This window comes from Algibacter sp. YIN40, from assembly GCF_057219435.1.
In genome coordinates, this window is sequence record NZ_JBXVVC010000003.1 from 96,312 (window position 1) to 119,645 (window position 23,334).

At 33.1% G+C, this 23,334-nt stretch carries 20 protein-coding genes; 5 read left to right on the forward strand and 15 right to left on the reverse strand.

Features of this window, described 5'->3' with window-relative positions:
* The first annotated feature begins 119 nt into the window (after positions 1 to 119).
* Complete coding sequence (gene secDF, locus AC2D6V_RS11265; RefSeq protein ID WP_484648296.1) at positions 120 to 3,101, forward strand: protein translocase subunit SecDF; 2,982 nt, start codon at positions 120 to 122, stop codon at positions 3,099 to 3,101.
* 117 nt (positions 3,102 to 3,218) lie between these two features.
* Here secDF and AC2D6V_RS11270 read toward each other — a convergent pair whose 3' ends face one another.
* From AC2D6V_RS11270 to AC2D6V_RS11280, 3 genes are all read right to left on the reverse strand, one after another.
* Complete coding sequence (locus AC2D6V_RS11270) at positions 3,219 to 3,866, reverse strand: DinB family protein (RefSeq protein WP_484648297.1); 648 nt, start codon at positions 3,864 to 3,866, stop codon at positions 3,219 to 3,221.
* Positions 3,867 to 4,124, reverse strand: a complete 258-nt coding sequence (locus tag AC2D6V_RS11275) for a hypothetical protein (protein ID WP_484648298.1) — start codon at positions 4,122 to 4,124, stop codon at positions 3,867 to 3,869. It lies immediately after the preceding gene.
* 193 nt (positions 4,125 to 4,317) lie between these two features.
* A complete protein-coding gene (locus tag AC2D6V_RS11280) occupies positions 4,318 to 4,893 on the reverse strand; it encodes a superoxide dismutase family protein (RefSeq protein WP_484648299.1) in 576 nt (191 codons plus the stop codon).
* Positions 4,894 to 5,017: 124 nt separating this feature from the next.
* Between AC2D6V_RS11280 and hemN the strand changes: the two genes are divergently transcribed.
* On the forward strand, positions 5,018 to 6,382 hold the full coding sequence (gene hemN, locus AC2D6V_RS11285) for an oxygen-independent coproporphyrinogen III oxidase (protein ID WP_484648300.1): 1,365 nt from the start codon (positions 5,018 to 5,020) through the stop codon (positions 6,380 to 6,382).
* Between the two features lie 17 nt (positions 6,383 to 6,399).
* Positions 6,400 to 7,233: a universal stress protein gene (locus AC2D6V_RS11290; RefSeq protein ID WP_484648301.1), complete on the forward strand. Its 834-nt coding sequence runs from the start codon at positions 6,400 to 6,402 to the stop codon at positions 7,231 to 7,233.
* Between the two features lie 72 nt (positions 7,234 to 7,305).
* On the opposite strand, the gene AC2D6V_RS11295 is transcribed toward AC2D6V_RS11290, so the two are convergent.
* From AC2D6V_RS11295 to AC2D6V_RS11350, 12 genes are all read right to left on the reverse strand, one after another.
* Positions 7,306 to 8,709: a TolC family protein gene (locus tag AC2D6V_RS11295; RefSeq protein WP_484648302.1), complete on the reverse strand. Its 1,404-nt coding sequence runs from the start codon at positions 8,707 to 8,709 to the stop codon at positions 7,306 to 7,308.
* Entirely contained in the window at positions 8,706 to 10,064 is a 1,359-nt protein-coding gene (locus tag AC2D6V_RS11300; protein ID WP_484648303.1) for an HlyD family secretion protein, read from the reverse strand. Before AC2D6V_RS11300 ends, AC2D6V_RS11295 begins: the two co-directional genes overlap by 4 nt.
* A 3-nt stretch (positions 10,065 to 10,067) precedes the next feature.
* Positions 10,068 to 11,732, reverse strand: a complete 1,665-nt coding sequence (locus AC2D6V_RS11305; RefSeq protein ID WP_484648304.1) for a peptidase domain-containing ABC transporter — start codon at positions 11,730 to 11,732, stop codon at positions 10,068 to 10,070.
* Positions 11,733 to 11,734: 2 nt separating this feature from the next.
* Entirely contained in the window at positions 11,735 to 12,406 is a 672-nt protein-coding gene (locus tag AC2D6V_RS11310; protein ID WP_484648305.1) for a TetR/AcrR family transcriptional regulator, read from the reverse strand.
* 187 nt (positions 12,407 to 12,593) lie between these two features.
* Positions 12,594 to 13,295 carry a sulfite exporter TauE/SafE family protein gene (locus AC2D6V_RS11315; protein ID WP_484648306.1) on the reverse strand — a complete coding sequence of 234 codons (702 nt, stop codon included), beginning with the start codon at positions 13,293 to 13,295 and terminating at the stop codon, positions 12,594 to 12,596.
* A 1-nt stretch (position 13,296) separates the two neighbouring features.
* Positions 13,297 to 13,743 carry a FixH family protein gene (locus AC2D6V_RS11320; protein ID WP_484648307.1) on the reverse strand — a complete coding sequence of 149 codons (447 nt, stop codon included), beginning with the start codon at positions 13,741 to 13,743 and terminating at the stop codon, positions 13,297 to 13,299.
* 38 nt (positions 13,744 to 13,781) lie between these two features.
* Positions 13,782 to 15,206: a cytochrome c oxidase accessory protein CcoG gene (gene ccoG, locus AC2D6V_RS11325; protein WP_484648308.1), complete on the reverse strand. Its 1,425-nt coding sequence runs from the start codon at positions 15,204 to 15,206 to the stop codon at positions 13,782 to 13,784.
* Between the two features lie 66 nt (positions 15,207 to 15,272).
* Positions 15,273 to 16,202: a cbb3-type cytochrome c oxidase N-terminal domain-containing protein gene (locus AC2D6V_RS11330; protein WP_484648309.1), complete on the reverse strand. Its 930-nt coding sequence runs from the start codon at positions 16,200 to 16,202 to the stop codon at positions 15,273 to 15,275.
* On the reverse strand, positions 16,190 to 16,384 hold the full coding sequence (locus tag AC2D6V_RS11335) for a CcoQ/FixQ family Cbb3-type cytochrome c oxidase assembly chaperone (protein WP_484648310.1): 195 nt from the start codon (positions 16,382 to 16,384) through the stop codon (positions 16,190 to 16,192). Before AC2D6V_RS11335 ends, AC2D6V_RS11330 begins: the two co-directional genes overlap by 13 nt.
* 20 nt (positions 16,385 to 16,404) lie before the next feature.
* Positions 16,405 to 18,600, reverse strand: coding sequence for a cytochrome-c oxidase, cbb3-type subunit I (ccoN, locus tag AC2D6V_RS11340; protein ID WP_484648311.1), 2,196 nt, complete (start codon positions 18,598 to 18,600; stop codon positions 16,405 to 16,407).
* Positions 18,601 to 18,602: 2 nt separating this feature from the next.
* Complete coding sequence (gene ccoS / locus AC2D6V_RS11345) at positions 18,603 to 18,794, reverse strand: cbb3-type cytochrome oxidase assembly protein CcoS (RefSeq protein ID WP_484648312.1); 192 nt, start codon at positions 18,792 to 18,794, stop codon at positions 18,603 to 18,605.
* Positions 18,795 to 18,867: 73 nt separating this feature from the next.
* On the reverse strand, positions 18,868 to 21,243 hold the full coding sequence (locus AC2D6V_RS11350) for a heavy metal translocating P-type ATPase (RefSeq protein ID WP_484648313.1): 2,376 nt from the start codon (positions 21,241 to 21,243) through the stop codon (positions 18,868 to 18,870).
* 196 nt (positions 21,244 to 21,439) lie between these two features.
* Between AC2D6V_RS11350 and AC2D6V_RS11355 the strand changes: the two genes are divergently transcribed.
* Entirely contained in the window at positions 21,440 to 22,117 is a 678-nt protein-coding gene (locus tag AC2D6V_RS11355; protein ID WP_484648314.1) for a Crp/Fnr family transcriptional regulator, read from the forward strand.
* Positions 22,118 to 22,205: 88 nt separating this feature from the next.
* Entirely contained in the window at positions 22,206 to 23,333 is a 1,128-nt protein-coding gene (locus tag AC2D6V_RS11360; protein ID WP_484648315.1) for a vWA domain-containing protein, read from the forward strand.
* Position 23,334: the final 1 nt, after the last annotated feature.

Genomic DNA, 23,334 nt, shown 5'->3' on the forward strand with positions numbered 1-23,334 from the left:
AAAGCTATTCCATATATATTGAATAGCCTAAATTATTTTAATTAAACATAATAAATTGTCAATTTAATAAGTGAATTTCAAATTTATCTTCACATAAAATTTGACTTAAAAACAGAAAAATGCAAAATAAAGGATTAGTGAAATTATTCGCGCTTTTGTTTGGGTTGGTAAGTATTTATCAATTATCATTTACATTCAAAGCAAATCAAATTGAAAGCGAAGCGGAACAAGCAGCCATAAGCGCTGTTCCAGAAACAGAAGCCGACTATCGTGCAAAAAGAAGTCAGGAAGAAGTTAATTATTTAGAAGCGAAAGCTACCGATACAGTATTTAATATAGGTATTGCAAAATTCTCTTATAATGATGTGAAGCAAAAAGCAATGCCATTAGGCTTAGACCTTAAAGGTGGTGTTAGTGCCATTTTACAAATATCAATAAAAGATATTTTAAAAGGACTAGCAAATAACACTACAGAACCCGTTTTTAATAAAGCGTTAGAGGATGCCAATGAACTTCAAAAAAATAGTCAGAATACTTTTTTAGAAGATTTCTTCGTTGCTTTTGATGCCATTAAAGGCGATACAAAATTAGCGTCACCAGATATATTTTATACAAAAGCATTAGATGGGGAAATTGATGGAAGTATGTCTGATGATGAAGTTAAAGATATCATTAGAGTAAAAATAGATGAATCTGTAGTTTCAGCTTTTGAAGTATTGCGTAAACGTATTGATGAATTTGGTGTAACATCACCAACAATTCAAAGATTAGGTAATTCTGGACGTATTTTAGTAGAATTACCTGGAGTAAAAGATAAAGATCGTGCACTTTCATTGATACAAAGTACGGCACAATTAGAATTTTGGGATGCTTATAAAGGCGAGCAATTTTTTGGTTTTTTATCACAAGCTAATGAAACTTTAAAAGGTATAGTTAATGTTCAAACAGAAACAGCTGAAGTTGAAAGTCAAGATGAAGAAGATGCACAAGATGCAGCGATTGATGATCTTTTAGGTGAAGCAGACACAGATTCTACAGCTGTAGCGGTTGCAAATCCTTTATTAGATTTATTTAGAGGACCAGGATATCAAGGTGGGCCAGTTATTGGGAGATTTGAACTTAAGGATAAAGAAACTATTCTTGAATATTTGAATATGCCAGAAGTTCGATCTTTATTGCCTGTAGAACAACGTTATGCAGAGTTTGTGTTTGGTAAGCCAGAGAAGGATAGTGAATTAGTAGAATTATATGCCTTAGTAGGTAATAGAGAAAATACACCACAATTAAGTGGGGCGGTTGTGACCGATGCTAGAAACCAGTTTGGACCAACAGGAAAGTCTGAAGTGTCTATGCAGATGAATGCTAAAGGGGCTAAAATATGGGAAGAAATGACTGGAAAGGCATATACTCAAGGAAGTCAAATAGCCATTGTCTTAGATGATGTTGTGTATTCTGCACCCGGAGTAACTACTGGACCTATAGCAGGTGGTAGTTCTTCTATTTCTGGAGATTTTACTTTAAATGAAGCTATTGATTTAGCAAACGTTTTACGAGCAGGTAAATTACCAGCTTCGGCTGATATTATTCAAAGTGAAGTTGTGGGGCCATCTTTAGGTCAAGAAGCTATTGATAGTGGCACGACATCATTTTTAATTGCGTTGACATTAGTTCTTATCTGGATGATTTTCTACTATGGTAAAGCGGGAATTTTTGCTGACATTGCCATGCTATTAAATATACTTTTAATCTTCGGAATTTTATCTGGCTTAGGAGCAGTATTAACATTACCAGGTATTGCAGGTATTGTTTTAACAATTGGTATGTCGGTAGATGCGAATGTACTTATATATGAAAGGATTCGAGAAGAACTTACCAAAGGAAAAGGACAAAAAGAAGCTGTTCAAGATGGTTTTAGCAATGCCTTATCGTCAATTTTAGATGCAAATATTACTACAGGTTTAACAGCTTTAATCTTATTTATATTTGGTACAGGTCCGATTAAAGGATTCGCAACAACCTTATTAATTGGTATTGGTACATCATTATTCACAGCTATTTTTATTACACGTTTATTAGTTGACTGGTACGTAAACAGAGGAGGTAAATTAGATTTCTCAACAGCAATTACTAAAAACCTCTTCAGAAATATTAATATCAAATTCTTACAAAAACGTAAGGTTGCTTATATTATTTCGGGAATTTTTATTACTTTAAGTTTGGGGTCGTTAGTAGTTAATAAATTAGACCAAGGGGTCGATTTTGTGGGTGGTAGAACCTATCAAGTGCGTTTTGCACAAGATGTTAGTCCTTCAGAAATTTCGGTTACATTGACTGATGCTTTTGGTAGTGCAGACGCTAAAACTTTTGGTGATGCTAATCAGTTAAAAATTACCACAAAATATAAAGTAAATGAAACTGGAGCTGAGGTAGATGAAGAAATTAGAAAATCATTATATGATGCTTTAATTCCTCATTTAGAAGGTATGTCTTATGATGATTTTATAAGCGATGCCGATACGAAAACCACTGGTTTAATGAAATATTACAAAGTTAGTCCAACTATTGCCGATGATATTAAACAAGCATCTTTCTGGGCTATTTTAGGTTCGCTTATAGTAGTGTTCTTGTATATTTTATTACGTTTCAAAAAATGGCAATATTCACTTGGTGCAGTTGCAGCAGTATTTCATGATGTTTTAATTGTACTTGGAATATTCTCTTTAACGTACAAATTTATGCCATTTAATATGGAAATAGACCAAGCATTTATTGCGGCGATATTAACAGTTATTGGTTATTCATTAAATGATACGGTGGTGGTATTCGACAGGATTCGTGAATTCTTTAACGAGCATACAAGCTGGGAATTTAATCGCGTAGTAAACACGTCATTAAGTAGTACATTAAGTAGAACATTAAATACCTCTTTAACAACGTTGGTTGTATTACTAGCTATCTTTATTTTTGGTGGAGATTCTATTCGAGGATTTATGTTTGCATTAATTGTTGGTGTGATAGTAGGTACATATTCGTCTTTATTTATCGCGACACCAATTATGTATGATACAGTAAATAAACTAGAAGGAAAGAAGAAAGACTAACTCAAATTTTTTTCTAAGTAAAAGCCTATCAATTTTTTTGATAGGCTTTTTGTTTTATTCCAAATAGAAATTGTCTATATATGAAAAGTTGGATAATGAAATCAAGTTTAATTTAATCTAAGATGGTAGTCTTTTAATAATAAATTTAATTTGTCCACGGTGGTTCGATTCATGTTCACACACATGAAACCATTTGCAATAATTATTGGTTGGTTTTCTTTCAAAAAATGATTCAGATTTCATAAGCCAGTGATCATCTCTTTTGGCAAATTCTTGCTCAGTAACTTTTCTAACATCTTCAAGTTTACCTAGATAATAATTAATGTCATTGCCTTTAATTATTTCACGCCCTTTTTCACCTAAACCACTAGCGATGTCCCACTTTTTTTTTATTTCGTCATCCCATGTTCCCCATTTTAAATCATTGAATGTGTTTAATTGATAGTATCGCTCAGTAGCTGCAAGATGCAGTAGCATTGCACCAATGGAGTTTGATTGTTCATCTATTTGAAAATCTAATTGCTCAATGGTTAAGTCTTTCACTGTATCAATTACCCATTTACGCATCATCGTCATAGTAGACAACAGCGTACCAACATGTAGCGTGTACCCTTCTTGTGGCCCAATCAAGTAAATGCTTTTGTCTTCTTTGTTTATTGTTGTTGGTTGTGCGTGATTTATTAACGGAGCTGCAATTAAACCAGCTGTTAATAGCGACGTCCCTTTAATAAAATTTCTTCTTGTAGTTTTAGAATGGTTTTTCATTTAAATTTTGTTGTTAGTTTTCGACAGCTCATAAATTTCATCTAAATATTCTTTCGGGAAGCCTTTTTTCCTTACTAATTTATACAGCGATTTCGCATATATGGTATTAGCACCAGTAATTAACGTGGTTGGTAAATTATAGCATGTCGCTTTTACAGGAATATTATCATTAATAATAATATTGACTTCTTCTGGAATATAATCTGATACACTAGCTTCGGCATATAGATTTATTATAGAAGTCTTATCAACTGTCATGACAACTCCATATGATTTTTTATTTTACATGAAATTAGTGATGCTCGATTCCCTATTTTTAAAGTATAATTATTTAAGACCCCATTTCTGGGGTTAGATGGTTTGATACCATTTTTTGATAAAATGGTAGTATCCATAAATAAGCCATAAAAGAATATATCCATCTTAACTACTTAAATAATCTAATGAGTAATTACTCAATAACACCAGCACAACTTACACGAGCACCTGCTGCACCAGAAGGTTGAGATGTTAAGTCGTCTTCCCCTGCATGAACAATAACGGCTTTACCAACAATATTTTTGGTTTCATCGTTGCAACCAATACACCATTGGTCTGTGGTAAATTCTACCTTTCCATTTCCAGCTTCGTCTGCGGTAAAGTTTCCTATATCACCTTTGTGATAGCCTTCTGAAGCTCCCCAATTCCCGTGTGGTTGATTGGTTGGGTTCCAATGTCCTCCAGTCGATTTCCCATCATCAGAAGAACAATCTGCAGTTTGATGTAAGTGAATAGCATGCACACCAGGCTCTAAACCAGTCATTACGGCAGTCATAATTACTTTGCCTTCAACTTCGTTAAATGTTACTTCGCCTGATACATTACTATTGCTTTTCGCATTTAAAGACGCTTTTACTGTTTTAGGGCTAACTACTTTTAACTCTTCAACAACAGTTTCAATTTCAATAGGTTTTCCTGTCTTTTTCTCATTTTTACAAGCGATTACAACTAATACCAATACAATTAATAGGAAGCTGATTTTTTTCATTTTAGTAGTTTTTTATTTTATGGAAAGTTAGGGGAATATTAAATGAATTGCAAATATTCAATATGACATATATCATATTATTTGCTAAATCCAAATTGTAGTTTTGAATTATTAATTGTTAGGTATGTTAAGTTCATTAGTAAATAAATACAATGTAGCTGGTCCACGTTATACCAGTTATCCAACGGTTCCTTATTGGAATCAAAACACATTTTCCCTCAAAGGTTGGAAAGGCTCATTAGTGCAGTCTTTTAACGAAAGTAACGAAGAAGAAGGCATTAGTCTTTATATTCATTTGCCTTTTTGTGAAAGCATGTGCACGTTTTGTGGCTGTAATAAGCGAATAACAAAACAACACAATGTTGAATCGCCTTATATAAGTGCGGTGCTAAAAGAGTGGCGCTTGTATTTAGATATTTTAGGAGATAAACCAAAAATTAAAGAGATTCACCTTGGAGGTGGCACACCAACTTTCTTTAGTCCAGAAAATTTAGAACGACTAGTAAATGGTATTTTAAGGCATGTTATTCTTGCTGAAAATTATGAGTTTAGCTTCGAGGGGCATCCAAATAATACCACCAGAGAGCATCTGCAAGCTTTGTTTAATGTTGGTTTTAGGCGTGTGAGTTATGGTGTGCAAGATTATAATGAAACCGTTCAAAAAGCAATTAGAAGAATTCAGCCGTTTGATAATGTTAAGCAAGCCATAGAAATGGCAAGAGAAATTGGATATACATCTATAGGGCACGATATTATATTTGGATTGCCATTCCAAACATTAGAACATGTTAAAGAAACTATTGTTAAGACCAAGGCTTTGCGTCCAGATAGATTAGCTTTTTATAGCTATGCACATGTGCCTTGGATAAAAGGTAATGGACAAAGAGGATTTAACGATTCCAATTTGCCTACCGCTAAAGAAAAAAGACAGCAGTACGAACATGGGAAAGAACTATTAACTGAAATTGGTTATTTTGAAATAGGTATGGATCATTTTGCGTTGCCAACAGATAGTTTATACCAATCGATGATTGAAGGTGAATTACACAGAAATTTTATGGGCTATACGGCCTCTAAAACCAAAGTGATGATTGGCTTGGGTGTATCATCAATTAGTGATAGTTGGTATGGCTTTGCTCAAAATGTAAAAAGGATTGAAGAATACTACCATTTAATCAAAGAAAATATTTTACCTGTTTTTAGAGGTCATATTTTAAATAAAGAAGATTTGATTATTCGAAAGCATATACTAAACCTAATGTGTCAATTTAAAACATCATGGAAGGATAAAAGTTTATGTTTTAATGAATTACCAGACATACTCATTGCGCTGAAAGAAATGGAGGCTGATGAATTAATCAACATAGGAACTAATTATGTTGAGGTGACTAAAAAAGGCCGTCCATTTGTTCGGAATATTTGTATGGCATTCGATTTATTGTTACAACGAAAGCAACCTGAAACAAAGTTGTTTTCGATGACTGTTTAACTTAAAACACTATTATCATGAAAAAAATTATTGTACCCATAGATTTTTCAGAGCATTCTGAATTTGCTTTAAAGGCAGCAGCTAAATTGGCAAGAAAAAATAATGCTGAATTATTAGTCTTGCATATGTTAGAAATGTCTGATATTATGTTAACAGCCACAGACGAACTTCAAAATCAAAAGGCCGCTTTCTTTTTTAAGCTAGCTCAACAACGTTTTGAGAATTTTTTAAAGAAAGATTATTTAGAAGGAATTACAGTTGTTCCTATCGTAAAGCATTTTAAGGTGTTTAGTGAAGTGAATGATGTTGCCATAAAGAACGAAGCTGATATTATTGTCATGGGGTCTCATGGCTCTAGCGGAATGAAAGAATTCTTTGTTGGCTCAAATACAGAAAGGGTAGTGAGACATTCAGAAATTCCAGTTTTAGTGGTTAAAAAAGACCTGCCTGAAGTAGATTTTGAAGTGGTGGTTTACGCTTGCGATTTTTCGAAAGACTCTATCGAATCTTACTTAAAGGCAAAAAATATGATTGAATACATGAAAGCAAAAATGTATTTAGTTCATGTTAATTTGCCAAACGATCGTTTTAAAAGCTCCCAAGAAATTGAACAAAGTGTTGTTGAGTTTTTGAATAAAGCAGACGATAATTTAGATAAAATGGAAACTATTCACTATATTAGTGATTATACTGTTGAAGAAGGTATTTTAAATTTTTCTAATAAAGTTGGTGCAGATTTAATTGCTATACCTACACATGGACGAAAAGGGTTGGCGCATTTCTTTGAAGGAAGTATTAGTGAAGATTTAGCAAATCATGCTACTTTACCAGTAATGACTTTTAAGATTTAGCTGGCTTTTATGAATTGGTAATAGCAACCAAATATTCAATGCAAGAGGCTCTTTTTAGAGCCTCTTGTTATTTTAGTTTATTTCAAAATTAGGTATTGCCAGTACGTTAAATAAGCTGGCTTTTGTTTTAAAGAAACTATTTTCAATTTCAATCGCTTTTAACTTGGCATCAATAAGTTTAGACTCTCTAGAGTTTACTAAAAACAACGAGCTTTCTCCCAAAAAAAATTTTCGTTCTTCTGCGTTCAGCATTTTGGCATAATCACTTACAATAGTTTTTGTATAACTATTTTGTAAAACATAAGAATCTAATTCTTGATTTATGGCACCTATTTTATTCTTTAAAGTAACTCTAGTCGATTGTATTTGGAATCGAGTGTCTTGTAGCTTTAGTCTGGCTAATTTCAAGTCGCCGCGTTCTTTCCTTAAGAAAAGAGGAAAACTAACATTTAAACCACTCTTATAGGCAGAGGTACTAAATGACCTTGATACTTCTGGAGTTTGCGATAAAAAGTTGTATTGCAAATCTATTTTTGGTAAAAGGTTGTTTAGCTTTAAGCGTCTTTCAACATTAAGACTCTGATATTTATAGTCTAACGATTGAAGTTTAGGATGGTTATTTAAATTAAAATTTTCGACATCTAATTCAGAAGTATTTAACGTTAAATCAATATTTTCGAATGTATTAATATCTGGAATTATACCATCACGAATTTCAATAGGCGTATTATCATTAAGCCATAAATAATTAGATAATTCCAATGATGATTTGATAAACTTAATTTTTGATTTTTCTAAATTTAGTTTTCTATTATTTAATGCTATTCTTGCTTCTAAAGTGTCTATAGCAGGTTTGTCACCAACCTCATAACTTTTTTTAATACCTTTAAAACGCATTTCTGTGTTTGCTAAAAAATCTTCGTAGACACGTTTTTCATTAAAGGTCTTTAGCCATTTAAAATAGCTGAGAGTTGCATCAAAAAGAATGTCGTTTACCAGCAATTGTCTATCCATTAAAGCTTGCTTAACAAACAGTTTTGACTGTTTTAGCATAGCCATACGTTTATTTGTAAGAAAACCGCGAGCAAGAGATACCGAAATACCAGCACTATATAAACCATCTATAGGTACATTTGCTTCAGGGTTTAGAAAAACACCTGTGTTTTCTTCAAAATTTCCTTTTAATTCTATACCGTACCACGTAGGTATTTTAAAGGTAGCATTTAGTTTATCGTAATACTCGGTATTCTTAAATTTCTTTCGGTCATAATCGACTTCTAGCTTTGGGTCAAAAGCTCCTCGCGATTTCATTAGATTTGCTTCACTTTCGTTTACCACTAAATTTGCTTGTTTAACTATGGGGTGAAATGATTTTACATACCCTAGGTATTCAGCTAACGTAATAACAGAAGTCGAATCTTGCGAATGGGCAAGACTGCCAACCAATAATAATATAATTGCTATTAAATGTTTCATTTTTTATTCATCATTAAAGCTGATTTATTTCCTTCTGGTTGATAATAATTAGGGGGGAAGCTGTTTATTTGACGCCATAATTCAAACCAAATAGGAACGTCCTCTAACAACGCAATGGTCTTGGCTCCAGAACCTACTCGTATGGCTTCTGGCCATTCATGGTCGGTCTTATCTGGTGCTAGCAATACTCTATATTTACCATTGTCGCTAATAAACCTTTCAATTGCTACAACCTTTGCTCCATAAGTTCCGTAAGATACATTAGGCCAACCACTAAATACAATAGCAGGCCATCCATCAAATTGAACGCGAACAGTTTCCCCAATATGAAGCAAAGGCAAATCTATAGGTCTAACAAATGTTTCAACAGCCAAATCATATTGGGCAGGCATTATGCCAACTAATTCTGCGCCTTCTTTAAAGGTAACTCCTATACCTCCAGTTAGAACTTTATTTATAAATCCGTTTTGGGGAGCCGTAACATACAATAGGCTATTTCGTTTTTTATAATTACTATAGGAGTTTTTAAGTTTTGTAACTTGTGCTTGGGTGTCATAACCACTAGATTGTGCTGTAAACATATCGCTTTGTGCTTTGGAAATTTTATCAACAAAAACAGCATTAGTTCTTGATAATTCTAACCTAGCATTAATAACTTCATTTTGGCTAGCTAAGTATTTGTTTTCTTGCGAAATAAGTTTGGCCTGTGTTTCTTGCAATTTTAAGCGTTTTTCTTCTACATCTTTTACTGCTTTTAATCCTTCTGCTTGTAATGTTTTAATACGATTAAATTGTGTTTCTGCAATTTTTAAATTGGTTTTTGAAGCTTCCAAATCAATACTATCACTTTTTACTTTTAATTGAGATTGCAATAGTTTATTTCTAGTTTGCTCCATTTTTAACTTTTGCTCATTTCTTAAAGCCGAAATTTGTCTGTTTAAGGCATCAACTTTACCTCCATAAGCGGTTACAGAAGATGATTTAGCTTCTATTTGATCGTTGGTTCTTTCCATAAGCCTATCATCAAAATAGTCACTTTTTACTTCAGAAATTCTTAAAATAGTATCACCTTCTTTTACATAATCACCTTCTTGAACAAACCACTCTTCAATACGTCCTGGTATTTGAGATTGAATGTGTTGCGGACGTTGATTTGGTTTCAATGTTGTAACAATACCTTGACCTGAAATATTCTGAGTCCATGGTAAAAACAATGTTATGAAACCAATAATAGCAGCTGCCAATAAAAACCTGTTGAAATATTTATAATAATTCACATTCATGATGTTTTTTCCCGACTTAAATTGAGCTAAATCTATTTTTTTATTCAATTGGTTATGAGATATATTAAGCATAAACTAGTTTTTAGATTTTATTTGTCCTTTTTCTAAAGTGATACTTTCGTTGCATTTATCTGTCCAAACGGTGCTGAAACTAACTACGACTAGGGCCCAAGGTCTGTCTTTGTGTGATAAATAATCTACGATAGCTTTTGTTTCTAATCTGTTAAATCTATCTAAAGCATCTTCAAGAATTAATACTTTTGGTTCTTTTAGAATGGCACGCGCCAAAACAAGTTTTTTAGACAATGAGTAAGACATTTGTCTTCCATCGGGATAAAGCACTGTATTTAAGCCTTTGGGTTGTTCCTTTATAAAATTTTTCAGACCTACAATATCAAGAATTTCATATATTTTTTCATCTTGAATATTAGTGTTGCCAAAATTAAGGTTGTCTCGAATAGTGCCTTCGAAAGGGCTTTCATCAGATAATGAAAGGCCTAATTGAGATCTGTAAAAGTTTAGGTGCAAACTATTAATAGACATATCGTTTACATAAACATGTCCGGATGTAGCTTGAATAACCCCAGCAATTAATCTTAATAAAGTAGACTTTCCAGAGCCACTTTCGCCATTAATTAATAGCCTACTTTTGGAGTTTATTTTTAATGAGATGTCTTTTAGAATATGTTTATCTCTATTACCAACTTCATAAGAAACATTTTCCAATTCAATATGGATGCCTTTACTAAATTGAGGTGTTTCCCCTGTTTGGCTTTCTAAATCTTTGTCTACAATTTGTCCTATTTTTTCCAATGACGTCAAAGTGTCATAAAACGATTCTAAACCAAGAATGAGTTTTTCAACCGAAGCAATTACCAAAATGATAATGATCTCTGCAGCAACAAACTGCCCAATATTCATTTCTTGATTTAACACCAAAGCACCACCAATTAATAGTAAACTAGCAGTTACAATCACTTTGAAACTTATCATTTGAATAAACTGAAGCATCAATATTTTAAAGTGACTTTCCCTAGCTTTTAAGTAATCATTTACTAAGTCATCATTTTTATTGATACCTAAGTTTGTACTTCCAGAAAGCTTAAAACTTATAACGGAACGCGCAATTTCCTGAATCCAATGTGCAACTTTATACTTATATTGAGATTCTTTTAAGCTGGTTTCAAGCCCTTTGATAGCTGTGAATTTGAAAACAACAAAAATTAGCATTAAAAGAAGTAATCCGAAAATAATAAAAAAAGGATGATAAAAGGATAGTAGAATTAAAGCAAATAAAATTTGCAGAACTGCCGTTGGCACATCGATTAAAATTTTTGATAAACTCTTTTGAATGGTTAACGTATCGAAAAAGCGATTTGCTAATTCTGGCGGATAATAATTACGTAATTCAGCCATTTTTATCTTTGGAAATCGGTATGATAATTCAAAAGAAGATCTTGTAAAAATGCGTTGCTGTATAGTTTCTATTATTCGAAGTTGCATAAGTTGTAAGGCTCCCGAAAATGCTACACCCAGTGTTACAATAATTACTAATATGACCCAAGAGGTTGAAATCTGTGCACCTTGAATTAAGTTAATAATGGCTTGTATACCTAACGGTAAAGATAATGCCACGATTCCAGCAAAAATGGCATAGTAAAAAATTTGAAGGATATCTCTTTTTTCTAATTGAAGTAATCCCAGCAAACGCTGCCATGGTGTCATTTGTTTGTTTTCCATATTTAGGATTTCAAAGTGTTAAGGACTAAGGTTTTAATAAATTCAGTTGGAGAAAGCCCATCGTTACAATCTGTCATAGATGTGAAATGATCTTTTAAGAAATGTTGATGTAAGCTTCCTTCTAGAATGGTACTTGCAAGGCTAGAAGGGAATTTGTATTTAGGTTGTAAAACTATAATCATATCTCGTAGGCGATGTACGATGCGCTTATAAATAACAAAGTACCCATCTTTGTTTTCTTGATCGACTTCCTTTGTAAGAAACGATTTGGAGTTTTCGTTCACCATGATTTTGTTTAAAATGATCTCATTAATATGCGAGAATTTGGAATCTTCTTTAATAGCTCTTGTTACAATTTCAATTGCTTTTTCAAGTTTGTTGGTTGGGTTTAAGCTATGGGTTTCAAATACCAATTGATACTCAATCCATGCCCAATACCAAGAAGATAAATAAAGAAGTAATTTGTGTTTACTCTCAAAATAGCGATAGATGGAACTCTCGTTAGAGCCTATTAACGTTCCTAATTTTTTGAAGGTAAAACTATCAAAACCAATATCGTTTATTAATAAGATACTATGCTGTATAATACGCTTTCCCAAATCGGATGACTCAGGGTCTTTTACATAGATTTTTTCAGGAACCGCAATTTTTAAATTTGAAAGTAATGAATCCATAATTAATCAATTTAATGGCAAATATAATAGCATTACTATTAATATTGTGAATTAAACTATTGATTCTGCTAATGGGTTTGATAAAGAAAATTTATGCATATAATAACTATTTGAAAATGAGTTATTAATGAAGAAGTTTTAGAATATATTATTTCCCAAATACCTATAAATACCACCAAATAAGACTCTAATGGCAATTGATTTCGTTAGAAACTATATCATAAATTGGAGCAGGAGAAAGGTAAGGGATGCCTAAACCAAGGCCACGAAGGATAAAAAGAGCTCCGATAAGTATAACAAAAACAGGAATTGCTTTTTGGATACGCTGCCTCGTTTTTCCTTTTAAAAACTGACTAAAGTAAATTGCTGTTGTCATTAATGGAATGGTACCTATACCAAAAACAGCCATATATAAACCACCGCTTGCTGCATTTCCGGCAGCCATAGCTGCAAATAACGCCATGTATACTAAACCACAAGGCAAGAAGCCGTTTAAAAAACCAATAGTTAAAAAGGTATCCATAGTTTTTTTCTTTAGTGCGGTGCCTAATGCAGATTTTACTTTAGAAATAAGCCTATAAATAGGTTTAGAGAAGTTGTATTTGTTGATTTGTTTTTGTGGAACTACAACTACCAAAATCATTAATACACCAATAATTATTGAGAGTTGTTGTTGATATCCAAAAATATGTAGGCTCTTACCAATTAGCCCAAAAATCAACCCGATAATACTATAAGCTAGCAATCTGCCAAAATGATATATCGCGATTTGTGATACTTTTTTAACCGAATTGCTTCGATCTACAGGTAACATAAAAGCAATGGGACCACACATACCTATGCAATGAAAACTCCCTAATAACCCTAAGATTAACGCAGATAAGAGCATATTAATAATTTATAGATTCTTTAAACAAATAAGATTTTCCTTTATATTGCCAATCAATTTTAATGTTCCAACGACCATCTACCAAACGTTTGTCAGGTATGAGCAAATATGGATTAGACAATGAAATAGCAGCTTCAAAGTCTAATTGTTTGTTAGATGGTCTATATAGGAACACTTTTCCTTTAATCTGTTTGTAATCAATATCTTTTGGAAATTTTATTAATAAGCCATCCGTGTTTTTTTGGTAACTAATATTGGTTTCTAAATCTTTTGAGTTCTTTAACTTATTAATATCATTTTGGTACTGCAGTTCATCTGCATAATAATCCTCACTCACTAAGTCATGATCGTACTTATCGTTAATATTCATGCTCACAATGAAGTACATTATAAAAGCAATAAAGCCAATAAATGCTAACACAATTCCGGTACCCCAATTAAATTTCATATTCATTTCTATTTAGTTACTGGTTATAATTCTATTAACTACTTATAACTCCTTGGTCCTAAAAAATTAGCCGTAGTTGTTTCAATCAACTTAGACCCTTTATAAACACCAATTTTAATCTTATTTCTGTCTCCAGACAATGTCGAATTATTTATTTCTATAAATAAAGTCCCTTCAGCAATCCCTTGGCTTGGTACCACAAAATAAGCACTAGTAGAAACCAATTTTAACGTGCCTTTATGCGACATCAATTTGAAACTAACATCATTAATATCAGCCGAGGTTTTATTTACCAATTTATAAGTAAACACATTACTAATAATGTTGTTCTGTTTGTGCTCGTATAACTGACCTGGTAGCCTTAAAACATTGGCCTCTAAATCATTTCTTAAAAATAGCATTCCAATCAATAAACCGGTCAAGATGGCTAATACGGCTATATAACCTTTTATTCTTGGAGTCAGTTTAAAAAGAGCTTTATTTTGAATTTCCTCCTCGCTTGCGTAACGAATCAACCCCTTTGGAAGATTTATACTTTCCATAATATGATCGCACTCATCAATACAAGCTGTACAGTTTATACATTCTAATTGCGTTCCGTTCCTAATATCTATTCCAGTTGGGCATACATGCACACATTGTAAACAATCAATACAATCTCCATAACCTAAAGCTTCTCTATCTTCATTTTTTCTGAATTTCTTTCTGCCATTTTCAGCTTCACCACGTTTATGATCGTACGCCACAACAATAGATTTAGTATCTAATAAAACCCCTTGCAACCTTCCGTAAGGACAAGCTATAATGCAAACTTGTTCTCTAAACCATGCAAAAACAAAATAAAATACCGCAGTAAAAATCAATAATGAAATTAAAGTGCTTAGGTTGTTTAATGGCCCTTCAGTAATATGTACAATGAGCTTATCACTTCCAATTAAATAAGCTAAAAAGACATTTGCAATTATAAATGAGATAAGGGCAAATATTATAAGCTTAAATCCTTTTTTACGTATTTTATCAGCATCCCATTTTTGTCTATCAAGTTTACGTTGTTTATTCCTGTCGCCTTCAATCCAGTATTCTATACGCCTGAAAACCATTTCCATAAAAATGGTTTGTGGGCAAATCCATCCACAAAAAATACGTCCAAAAGCAACTGTAAAAAGCGTTATAAAAACTACACCAATAAGCATCGAAATCACAAACAAATGAAAATCCTGAGGCCAAAATGGAAATCCAAAAATATTAAAACGACGTTCCAACACATTGAACATCAAAAATTGATTCCCATTAATTTTTATAAAAGGTGACAATAATAAAAAAGCTAATAAAAAGTAGCTTACATATTTTCTATACTCATAAAACTTTCCAATAGGTTTTTTAGGAAATACCCAAGCACGTTTACCTTCTTCAGTAATGGTGCCAATTGAATCTCGAAAATTTTCGGTATCTGGAGTTTCCAAAGTACTAATGCTTTTTTAAGAAACCTGCTAGTTTAGTTGAACTAACAGGTTTTAGTTGTGTTTAGCTTAGTTTGATATAAACTGTGTTGAATCTGTAACGGTTTCAATTGGTGTTTCAGCATTTTCATCTACCCAAATATCGCCTTCAGCAGCTTTTGGGTTTGCTGGTGTGGTACCTTTAAAAGTTAAGACGTAGCTAGATACTTGAGCCATTTCTAAAGGTTTTAGTTGCGCTTTCCATGCTATCATTCCTTTTCCTGATCGTCCACCTTCAGAAACAGTTTTAAATATGTCCTTAATACCACCACCAAGTATCCAATGTTCATCAGTTAAATTTGGTCCAATACCACCGCCACCATCTGCCATATGACAAGCTACACAGTTAGTTTCAAAAATAGTTTTACCTGCATTTAAGTCTGAAGCTTCAGTAAGTTGTGTGACAGTATTAATATCTACTAAATTTTTTGCGGTTTTTTTATAGGCTTCAATAGCAATTCTTGCATCGGCCAATTCGGTTTCTAATTCATCTATTTGATTATCGCCATCGAAAACATGATATTTTACTAGATATACCGCAGCAAAAATAATAGAAGCATAAAAGCCATATAGCCACCATGGTGGTAAGTTGTTATCCAATTCTTTAATACCATCATAGTTATGGTCAAGAATAATTTCACCTTCTTCTTCAATAGGTTTTTGACCTAAAAGCTTGTTGTAAGTTTCTTTGAGCCAAGTAAACTCAAAAGACCTTTCTTTTTCAGCTAAAAAACGAGCCTTAGCTTCTTCATCTAATTTATGAAGCATTACGTTTTCTAAAGCACCAATAATAGCTTCAATTGCTATAAGAATTAAAAGTACTAACAGTAAAAATAGTAATACTGCTGGGTATTCTATAAATGCGGGTTTCTCTCCAGAATCTATAAAGAATTCTACGGCTCCGAAAATAATAAAGAATGCTACTGGAACACGAATCCAGGATGGAATTAAATTTCGCATGATATATCGTCGTTTTGGTTGTCTAATGGAATATTACTAACAGTTTTTATATAGTCTTTTTTTGCAGTTAGTACCCACCAAAAAAGTGCTACAAAAAAGATAAAAAATATGAGTAGCGAAATTATTGGGTATATCTCTATCCCTGCGATACTATCCATATGATTTTTTACAAATTTTAACATGATAAAAATAATTTTGACGGTTATTGTTGTTGCTCTGGCTTAACATGAATATCTGTTCCTAGTCGCTGTAAATATGCGATTAGGGCTACAATCTCTCTGTTTTTCATCTCTATAAAGTCCTCACCATTTTCAGAAGCGTATTTTTTGTCAGCTTCATAGTTTTTGGCAAAGTCTGGGTCGCTATACAAGTTTTGTTCAATTTGGGCACCTTGATCCAGCATGCTTTGTTGTGCATTGGCTATTTCCTCATCTGTATATGGTACGCCTAAAGTTACCATAGCCTCCATTTTAGATTCGGTCTGCGATTTATCAAGAGCACTAGAAGAGCCTGTAATCAACCAAGGATAACGAGGCATAATAGAACCTGATGAGGTGCTCTGTGGATCGTACATATGGTTAAAGTGCCAGTTATCAGAATACTTCGCACCAATTCTATGTAAATCTGGTCCTGTTCGTTTACTTCCCCATAAAAATGGATGGTCGTAAACAAACTCTCCAGCTTTCGAGTATTCTCCATAACGTTCTACTTCACTTCTAAAAGGACGTATCATTTGCGAGTGACAACCTACACATCCTTCTCGAATGTAAATATCTCTTCCTTCTAATTCAAGAGGAGAATAGGGTTTCACGCTTGTAATTGTTGGGATATTCGATTTTACCATAATCGTTGGAACAATCTGAATAATACCACCTATCAAAATCGCTACAGTAGCCAATAAGGTTAATTGAATAGGTCTTCTTTCCAACCAAGTGTGCCATCCTTCGCTTGAAGTACGTTTTTTTGTCACGCGTTCTAAAGCAGGCGCTTCGGCTAAATCATCTTGAACCTTGCTTCCACTTCTTACAGTAGCAATCACATTATAAACCAGTATAAACATACCAATTATATAAAGGGTTCCGCCAATTGCGCGCATCCAGTACATAGGCATAATTTCAGTAACCGTTTCTAAAAAGTTACCATAAACTAAAGTACCGTCAGGATTAAATTGTTTCCACATACTTGCTTGAGTAAATCCAGCAACATACATGGGTAAAGCATATATAATAATCCCTAAAGTGCCTAGCCAAAAGTGTAAATTGGCTAAACCTAAAGAGTATAATTTCGTTTTAAATAACCTAGGAATTAAATAATAAATAATACCGAAGGCCATAAAACCATTCCAAGCTAGAGCACCAACATGTACGTGAGCAATAATCCAATCTGTAAAGTGGGCAATGGCATTTACGTTTTTAAGCGAAAGCATTGGGCCTTCAAAAGTTGCCATACCATAACCTGTAATGGCTACTACCATAAATTTCAAAACAGGATCAGTTCGTACTTTATCCCAAGCACCACGCAGCGTTAACAAACCATTTATCATACCACCCCAAGAAGGCATTAAAAGCATCACAGAAAAGGCCACACCTAGATTTTGCGCCCATTCTGGTAAAGCCGTGTATAATAAATGATGAGGTCCAGCCCAGATATAAATAAAGATCAACGACCAAAAGTGTACAATAGATAATCTATAAGAATAGACGGGTCTGTTAGCTGCTTTAGGAACAAAATAGTACATCAATCCTAAAAACGGTGTTGTTAAAAAGAAGGCAACTGCATTATGTCCATACCACCATTGTACTAAGGCATCTTGAACACCAGCGTAAACCGAGTAGCTTTTCATTGCGCTAACAGGTAATTCTAAGCTATTAAAAATATGAAGTACAGCAACCGTAACAAATGTTGCAATGTAGAACCAAACCGCAACGTATAAATGCCGTTGGCGACGTTTTAAAATGGTCCAAATCATATTTACACCAAATACGACCCAAATAAGCGCAATGGCAATATCGATTGGCCATTCTAATTCTGCATATTCTTTAGAAGTTGTATATCCTAAAGGCAGTGAAATTGCAGCAGCTACAATTATTAGTTGCCAACCCCAAAAGTTAATCTTACTTAAAAGATCACTTGCCATTCGGGTTTTTAATAAACGTTGAAGTGAATAATAAATCCCTGCAAACATCGCATTCCCTACAAAAGCAAATATCACAGCATTGGTATGCAAAGGTCTTAACCTTCCAAAACTTAGCCACGAAACTCCATCAGTTAGGTTTGGGAATAAAAACATAAAAGCGAGTAGCAAGCCTACCGCCATTCCTACAACTCCAAAAATTATTGTGGCATAAAGGAAGTTTTTAACGATTTTATTATCGTAATGAAATTGTTGCATTTCCATAATTAATTGTTATTCTTTTTGGTTAGTATCGTTTTCTTTGGTTTATCTTTTGTTAATTCGTCTTCAAAAAGCATGCGTACCGATGGTGTATAACTATCGTCATACTGACCACTTTTTACAGCAATGATAAAGGCTACAAAAAAGCCTACTGCAACTATAATACTTATAGTTAATAAAATATATATAACACTCATACCTAATTGAAGTTATGCTTCAAAAATACTTTCATCTGTTTTCTAATTATATGACATTTGTCATATTCTATTTTTAATCTAAGTTTCTTCCTAAAATATTAGTACAAATTGTAGTAAAAACCACAATGCTAATCGAACTCAAGGGCATCAAAATAGCAGCAATTACAGGTGCTAGTTGTCCTGTAACTGCAAAATATAGCCCAATAACATTGTATATTAAAGACAAAGCAAAACTCCATTTTATAATCTTCATTGCGGATTTAGAAGCCTTAATAAAACCATATAATTGATTGAATTTAACAGCATCCAAAATCGCATCACATGCTGGAGAAAACACATTCACATTCTCTGCAATCACAATCCCAATATTACTCTGAGCCAAAGCACCGGCATCATTTAAGCCATCACCAATCATCAGCACTTTAGCCCCTGAATTTTGATGGTGCTTAATATATTCTAGTTTATCCTCAGGTTTCTGATTAAAAAATAGTTTCGTTTTAGCCGGCAGTAGTTTAGTTAAGTTTTCTTTTTCTCCTGCATTATCACCAGAAAGTATAACCAAATCGAACTCGTTTTTAAGTTTATTAAATAGCTTAGAAAGTCCTTTTCTATATTTGTTAAAAAATGTAAATTTCCCTTTGTAATGGTTGTTTGTACTAACATGAACTGCAGTATTCAACGCTGTAGTTTCAGATGCATAACCAACAAAAGGAGCAGAACCAATTTTTATAGAACCTTGGTTATGCTTGGCAGTAATACCTTCACCAATATGTTCTTCATAATCATCTAAAGTAACAATATTATGATCATTTAAAAGAGAATATAAAGACCTACTTAAAGGATGATTAGAATTCCGTAGCGTACTTTTTAAAAGCGATTCTTCATCACCAGAAAGTTCCAATCCAGCATAGGCAATTGATGTTTCTTTATTAGCAGTAATCGTTCCTGTTTTATCAAAAATAATGGTATCAATAGTAGCCAACTGTTCAATGACTGAAGCGTTTTTAACATAGAATTTCAAACTCCCAAAAATGCGCAACAAGTTTCCAAATGTAAAAGGAGCAGCCAAAGCAATGGCACATGGACAGGCAATTATAAGCACCGATGTAAACACATTTAATGCTTTAGATGAATCTGCAAACATCCAATATGTTGTCGCAATAACGGCAATACTCAAAACAGCCATGGTAAACCGTTTGCTAATAGCATTTGTTAATGTCGTAAAGCCATCTTCTTTATTTTTACTAAAGACGTCATTGCTCCAAAGCTGGGTTAGGTAACTTTGTTCAACTGTTTTTAAAACATCAACTTCAATACTGCCATCTAATTGTTTTCCACCAGCGAATAGTTTATCGCCAGATTGTTTTGAAACTGCTTCAGATTCGCCAGTAACAAAACTATAGTCTATATATGCATTACCTTTAATCAAAATACAATCTACTGGAATCAATTCTTCATTCCTAATAAGTAATTTGTCACCTTTTTTTATATCATAGACCTGAACAGAAGCTTCAGACCTATCAGAAGAAATCTTAGTAATTCCAATAGGGAAATACGATTTATAATCCCGTTCAAAAGATAAAAAAGTATAAGTTTTCTGCTGAAAAAACTTCCCAAGTAATAAAAAGAAAATAAGCCCAGCGAGACTATCGAAAAAGCCTGTGCCAATATCTAAAATAATTTCTGCTGTGCTTCTTATAAATAGTGCGGCAGCTCCTAAAGCAATTGGCACATCAATATTTAATATTTTAGAGCGTATTCCTTTATATGCTGAAATAAAATAATCTTGTGCTGAATAGAAAACAACAGGTAATGAAAAGGCAAACATTAACCATCTAAAAAGAGGCGCATATTTTTCAATCCAAAAGCCATTTACTTGAAAGTACTCAGGAAACGATAAAAACATAATGTTCCCAAAAGCAAAACCAGCAACGCCAAGTTTGTAAATAAGAGATCGATCTATATTTTTTTTGCCGACACTATAATCGTCTAAACTAATAAAAGGTTCGTAGCCAATACTACTTAAAAGTTCCACTAATGCTTTTATTGAAAAATCATCAATATTATAAGTAACTCTTACCGTTTTCTTTCCAAAGTTAACGATAGATGAACTTACAGCTGGATGTAATTTGTTTAGATTCTCAAGAATCCAAATACAAGAACTGCAATGTATATGCGGAATATAAAGTGTTACAATTTGGGTTTTTTCATTGTCGAACTCTATTAGGTTTTCAACAATTTTAGCATTTTCTAAAAAGTTGTATTTGCCTTCAATCTCTTTTGGAGTTGCTCCAGGTGCTTCCTGTAAATCGTAGTAGCATGTTAAATCGTTTGCGGAGAATATCTCGTACACTGTTTTACAACCGTTACAACAAAATGACTTATTATCATAAAGTATTTCGGTAGATGTTGCATCTAACCCACAGTGGTAACATGATTTATTATTCATGTTATGGGTTTTATTTGTTTGTAAATTGACAGATGCAATTCGTCAATAGGGTGCTGTGACGAAATCAAAATTTGTAATTGACTCATTTCATAATATTTGCTCATTTATACCTTTTACAAAGGTTTAAAATTAGATATGGTTAAAATATGATATTTATCATGATTTTTATACTTTTACTTTTCACTAAAAATTGGGTATGAGTAAATGTGAGCAATGTATCATCAAACAGTTCAATGCACTTAAGTCTTTGACTAAAGATGAGTTAATGAGGATTTCAGGTTGTAAAACATCTAAAATCATTAAAAAAGGGGAGATTATTTTTGAAGAGGGTGATTCTATAAATGGTGTTTATTGTGTCAAAGATGGTGTTTGTAAGCTGTCCAAGTTAAGCGAAAACGGTAAAGATCAGATTGTAAAGATGGTTGTTAAGGGGCAGTTGATAGGACAGCGCTCTTTGGTGTCTAATGAAAATTCTAATTTACAAGCGACGGCGCTTAATGATATGGAAGTTTGTTTTATTCCACGAGCTGAAATTATAGCTGATCTTCAAAAAAATCCAAAATTTACATTTGATATGTTGCAAGATATGGCACACGATTTGCGTGAGGCTGATGATATAATAGTAAATATGGCACAAAAATCTGTACGTCAAAGGTTAGCTGAGACTTTAATGTATATCCATGAAAGTTTTGGCGTGAATCCAGATGGTACATTAAGTGTTATCTTATCTCGTGAAGATTATGCTAATATTGTTGGAACTGCCACAGAATCTGCAATTCGCGTATTATCCCAATTTAAAAAAGAAGGCCTTATATCTACTGTCGGTAAGTTCATAAAGATTGAAAATATTAGCGGTCTTAAAAGAATTGAATAACTACTATTTAAAATTCTTATTAAATTATAGATAAATCTATTCATTAAGCTCATTACTTTGTATAAAAAATAGGTACTTTTATAGGGCGATGAAAAATGATAATTACTTTAAAAAAGGTTTTATATTTAAAAAATTTGAAGCACCAATAAAATCTACTTTCGATAGACTATTTGAAGTCTTTAAAGAATTATTAACTCATACATCTGGAGATTTTGATGAAGCTATAGATTGGTTGAAGGAGCTTGATAAAGAATACAATATCACCAATGCAGATTATACGATTGAAGATTTTATAGAAGACCTAAAAAACAAAGGATACCTGTTCGAAGAAATTGACCCTGAAGGAAATGGTTCTTTAGCGATTACAGCAAAGACGGAACGTGCTATTAGACAACAGGCATTAAATCATATTTTTGGGAATATTAAACGCAGTGGTCAAGGTAATCATAAAAGTAAAAGTCCTGGTATTGGTGATGAGCATACAGGTGATTTTAGAGCATATCAATTCGGTGATGCTTTAGATAAAGTATCTATGACCGAAAGTTTAAAAAATGCACAAATTAATCATGGTATCGCAGATTTTACTTTGTCTGAAGAAGACTTAGTGATAGAAGAGACATTGCACAAATCTCAAATGAGTACCGTGCTCATGATAGATATTAGTCATAGCATGATTTTATATGGTGAAGATCGCATAACTCCAGCAAAAAGAGTAGCGATGGCTTTGGCAGAATTAATTACAACAAGATACCCAAAAGATACGTTGGATATCTTGGTTTTTGGAAATGATGCATGGCAAATAGAGATTAAAGATTTGCCTTATTTAAAAGTAGGGCCATATCATACCAATACGGTAGCTGGATTAGAATTAGCTATGGATTTACTTCGACGAAAGCGAAACACCAATAAACAAATCTTTATGATAACTGATGGCAAACCAAGTTGCTTGCGATTACCAGACGGACAGTACTATAAAAACAGTATGGGGCTAGACACACAAATTATTAACAAGTGCTACATGATGGCCCAGCAAGCAAGGAAATTACATATCCCAATTACAACTTTTATGATTGCGAAAGATAATTACCTTATGCAGTTTGTTCGTGAATTCACTTATGCAAATCAAGGAAAGGCATTTTACACTGGATTAAAAGGGTTGGGTGAAATGATTTTTGAAGATTACGAAACGAATAGAAAAAAAAGAATTAAAGGCTAAC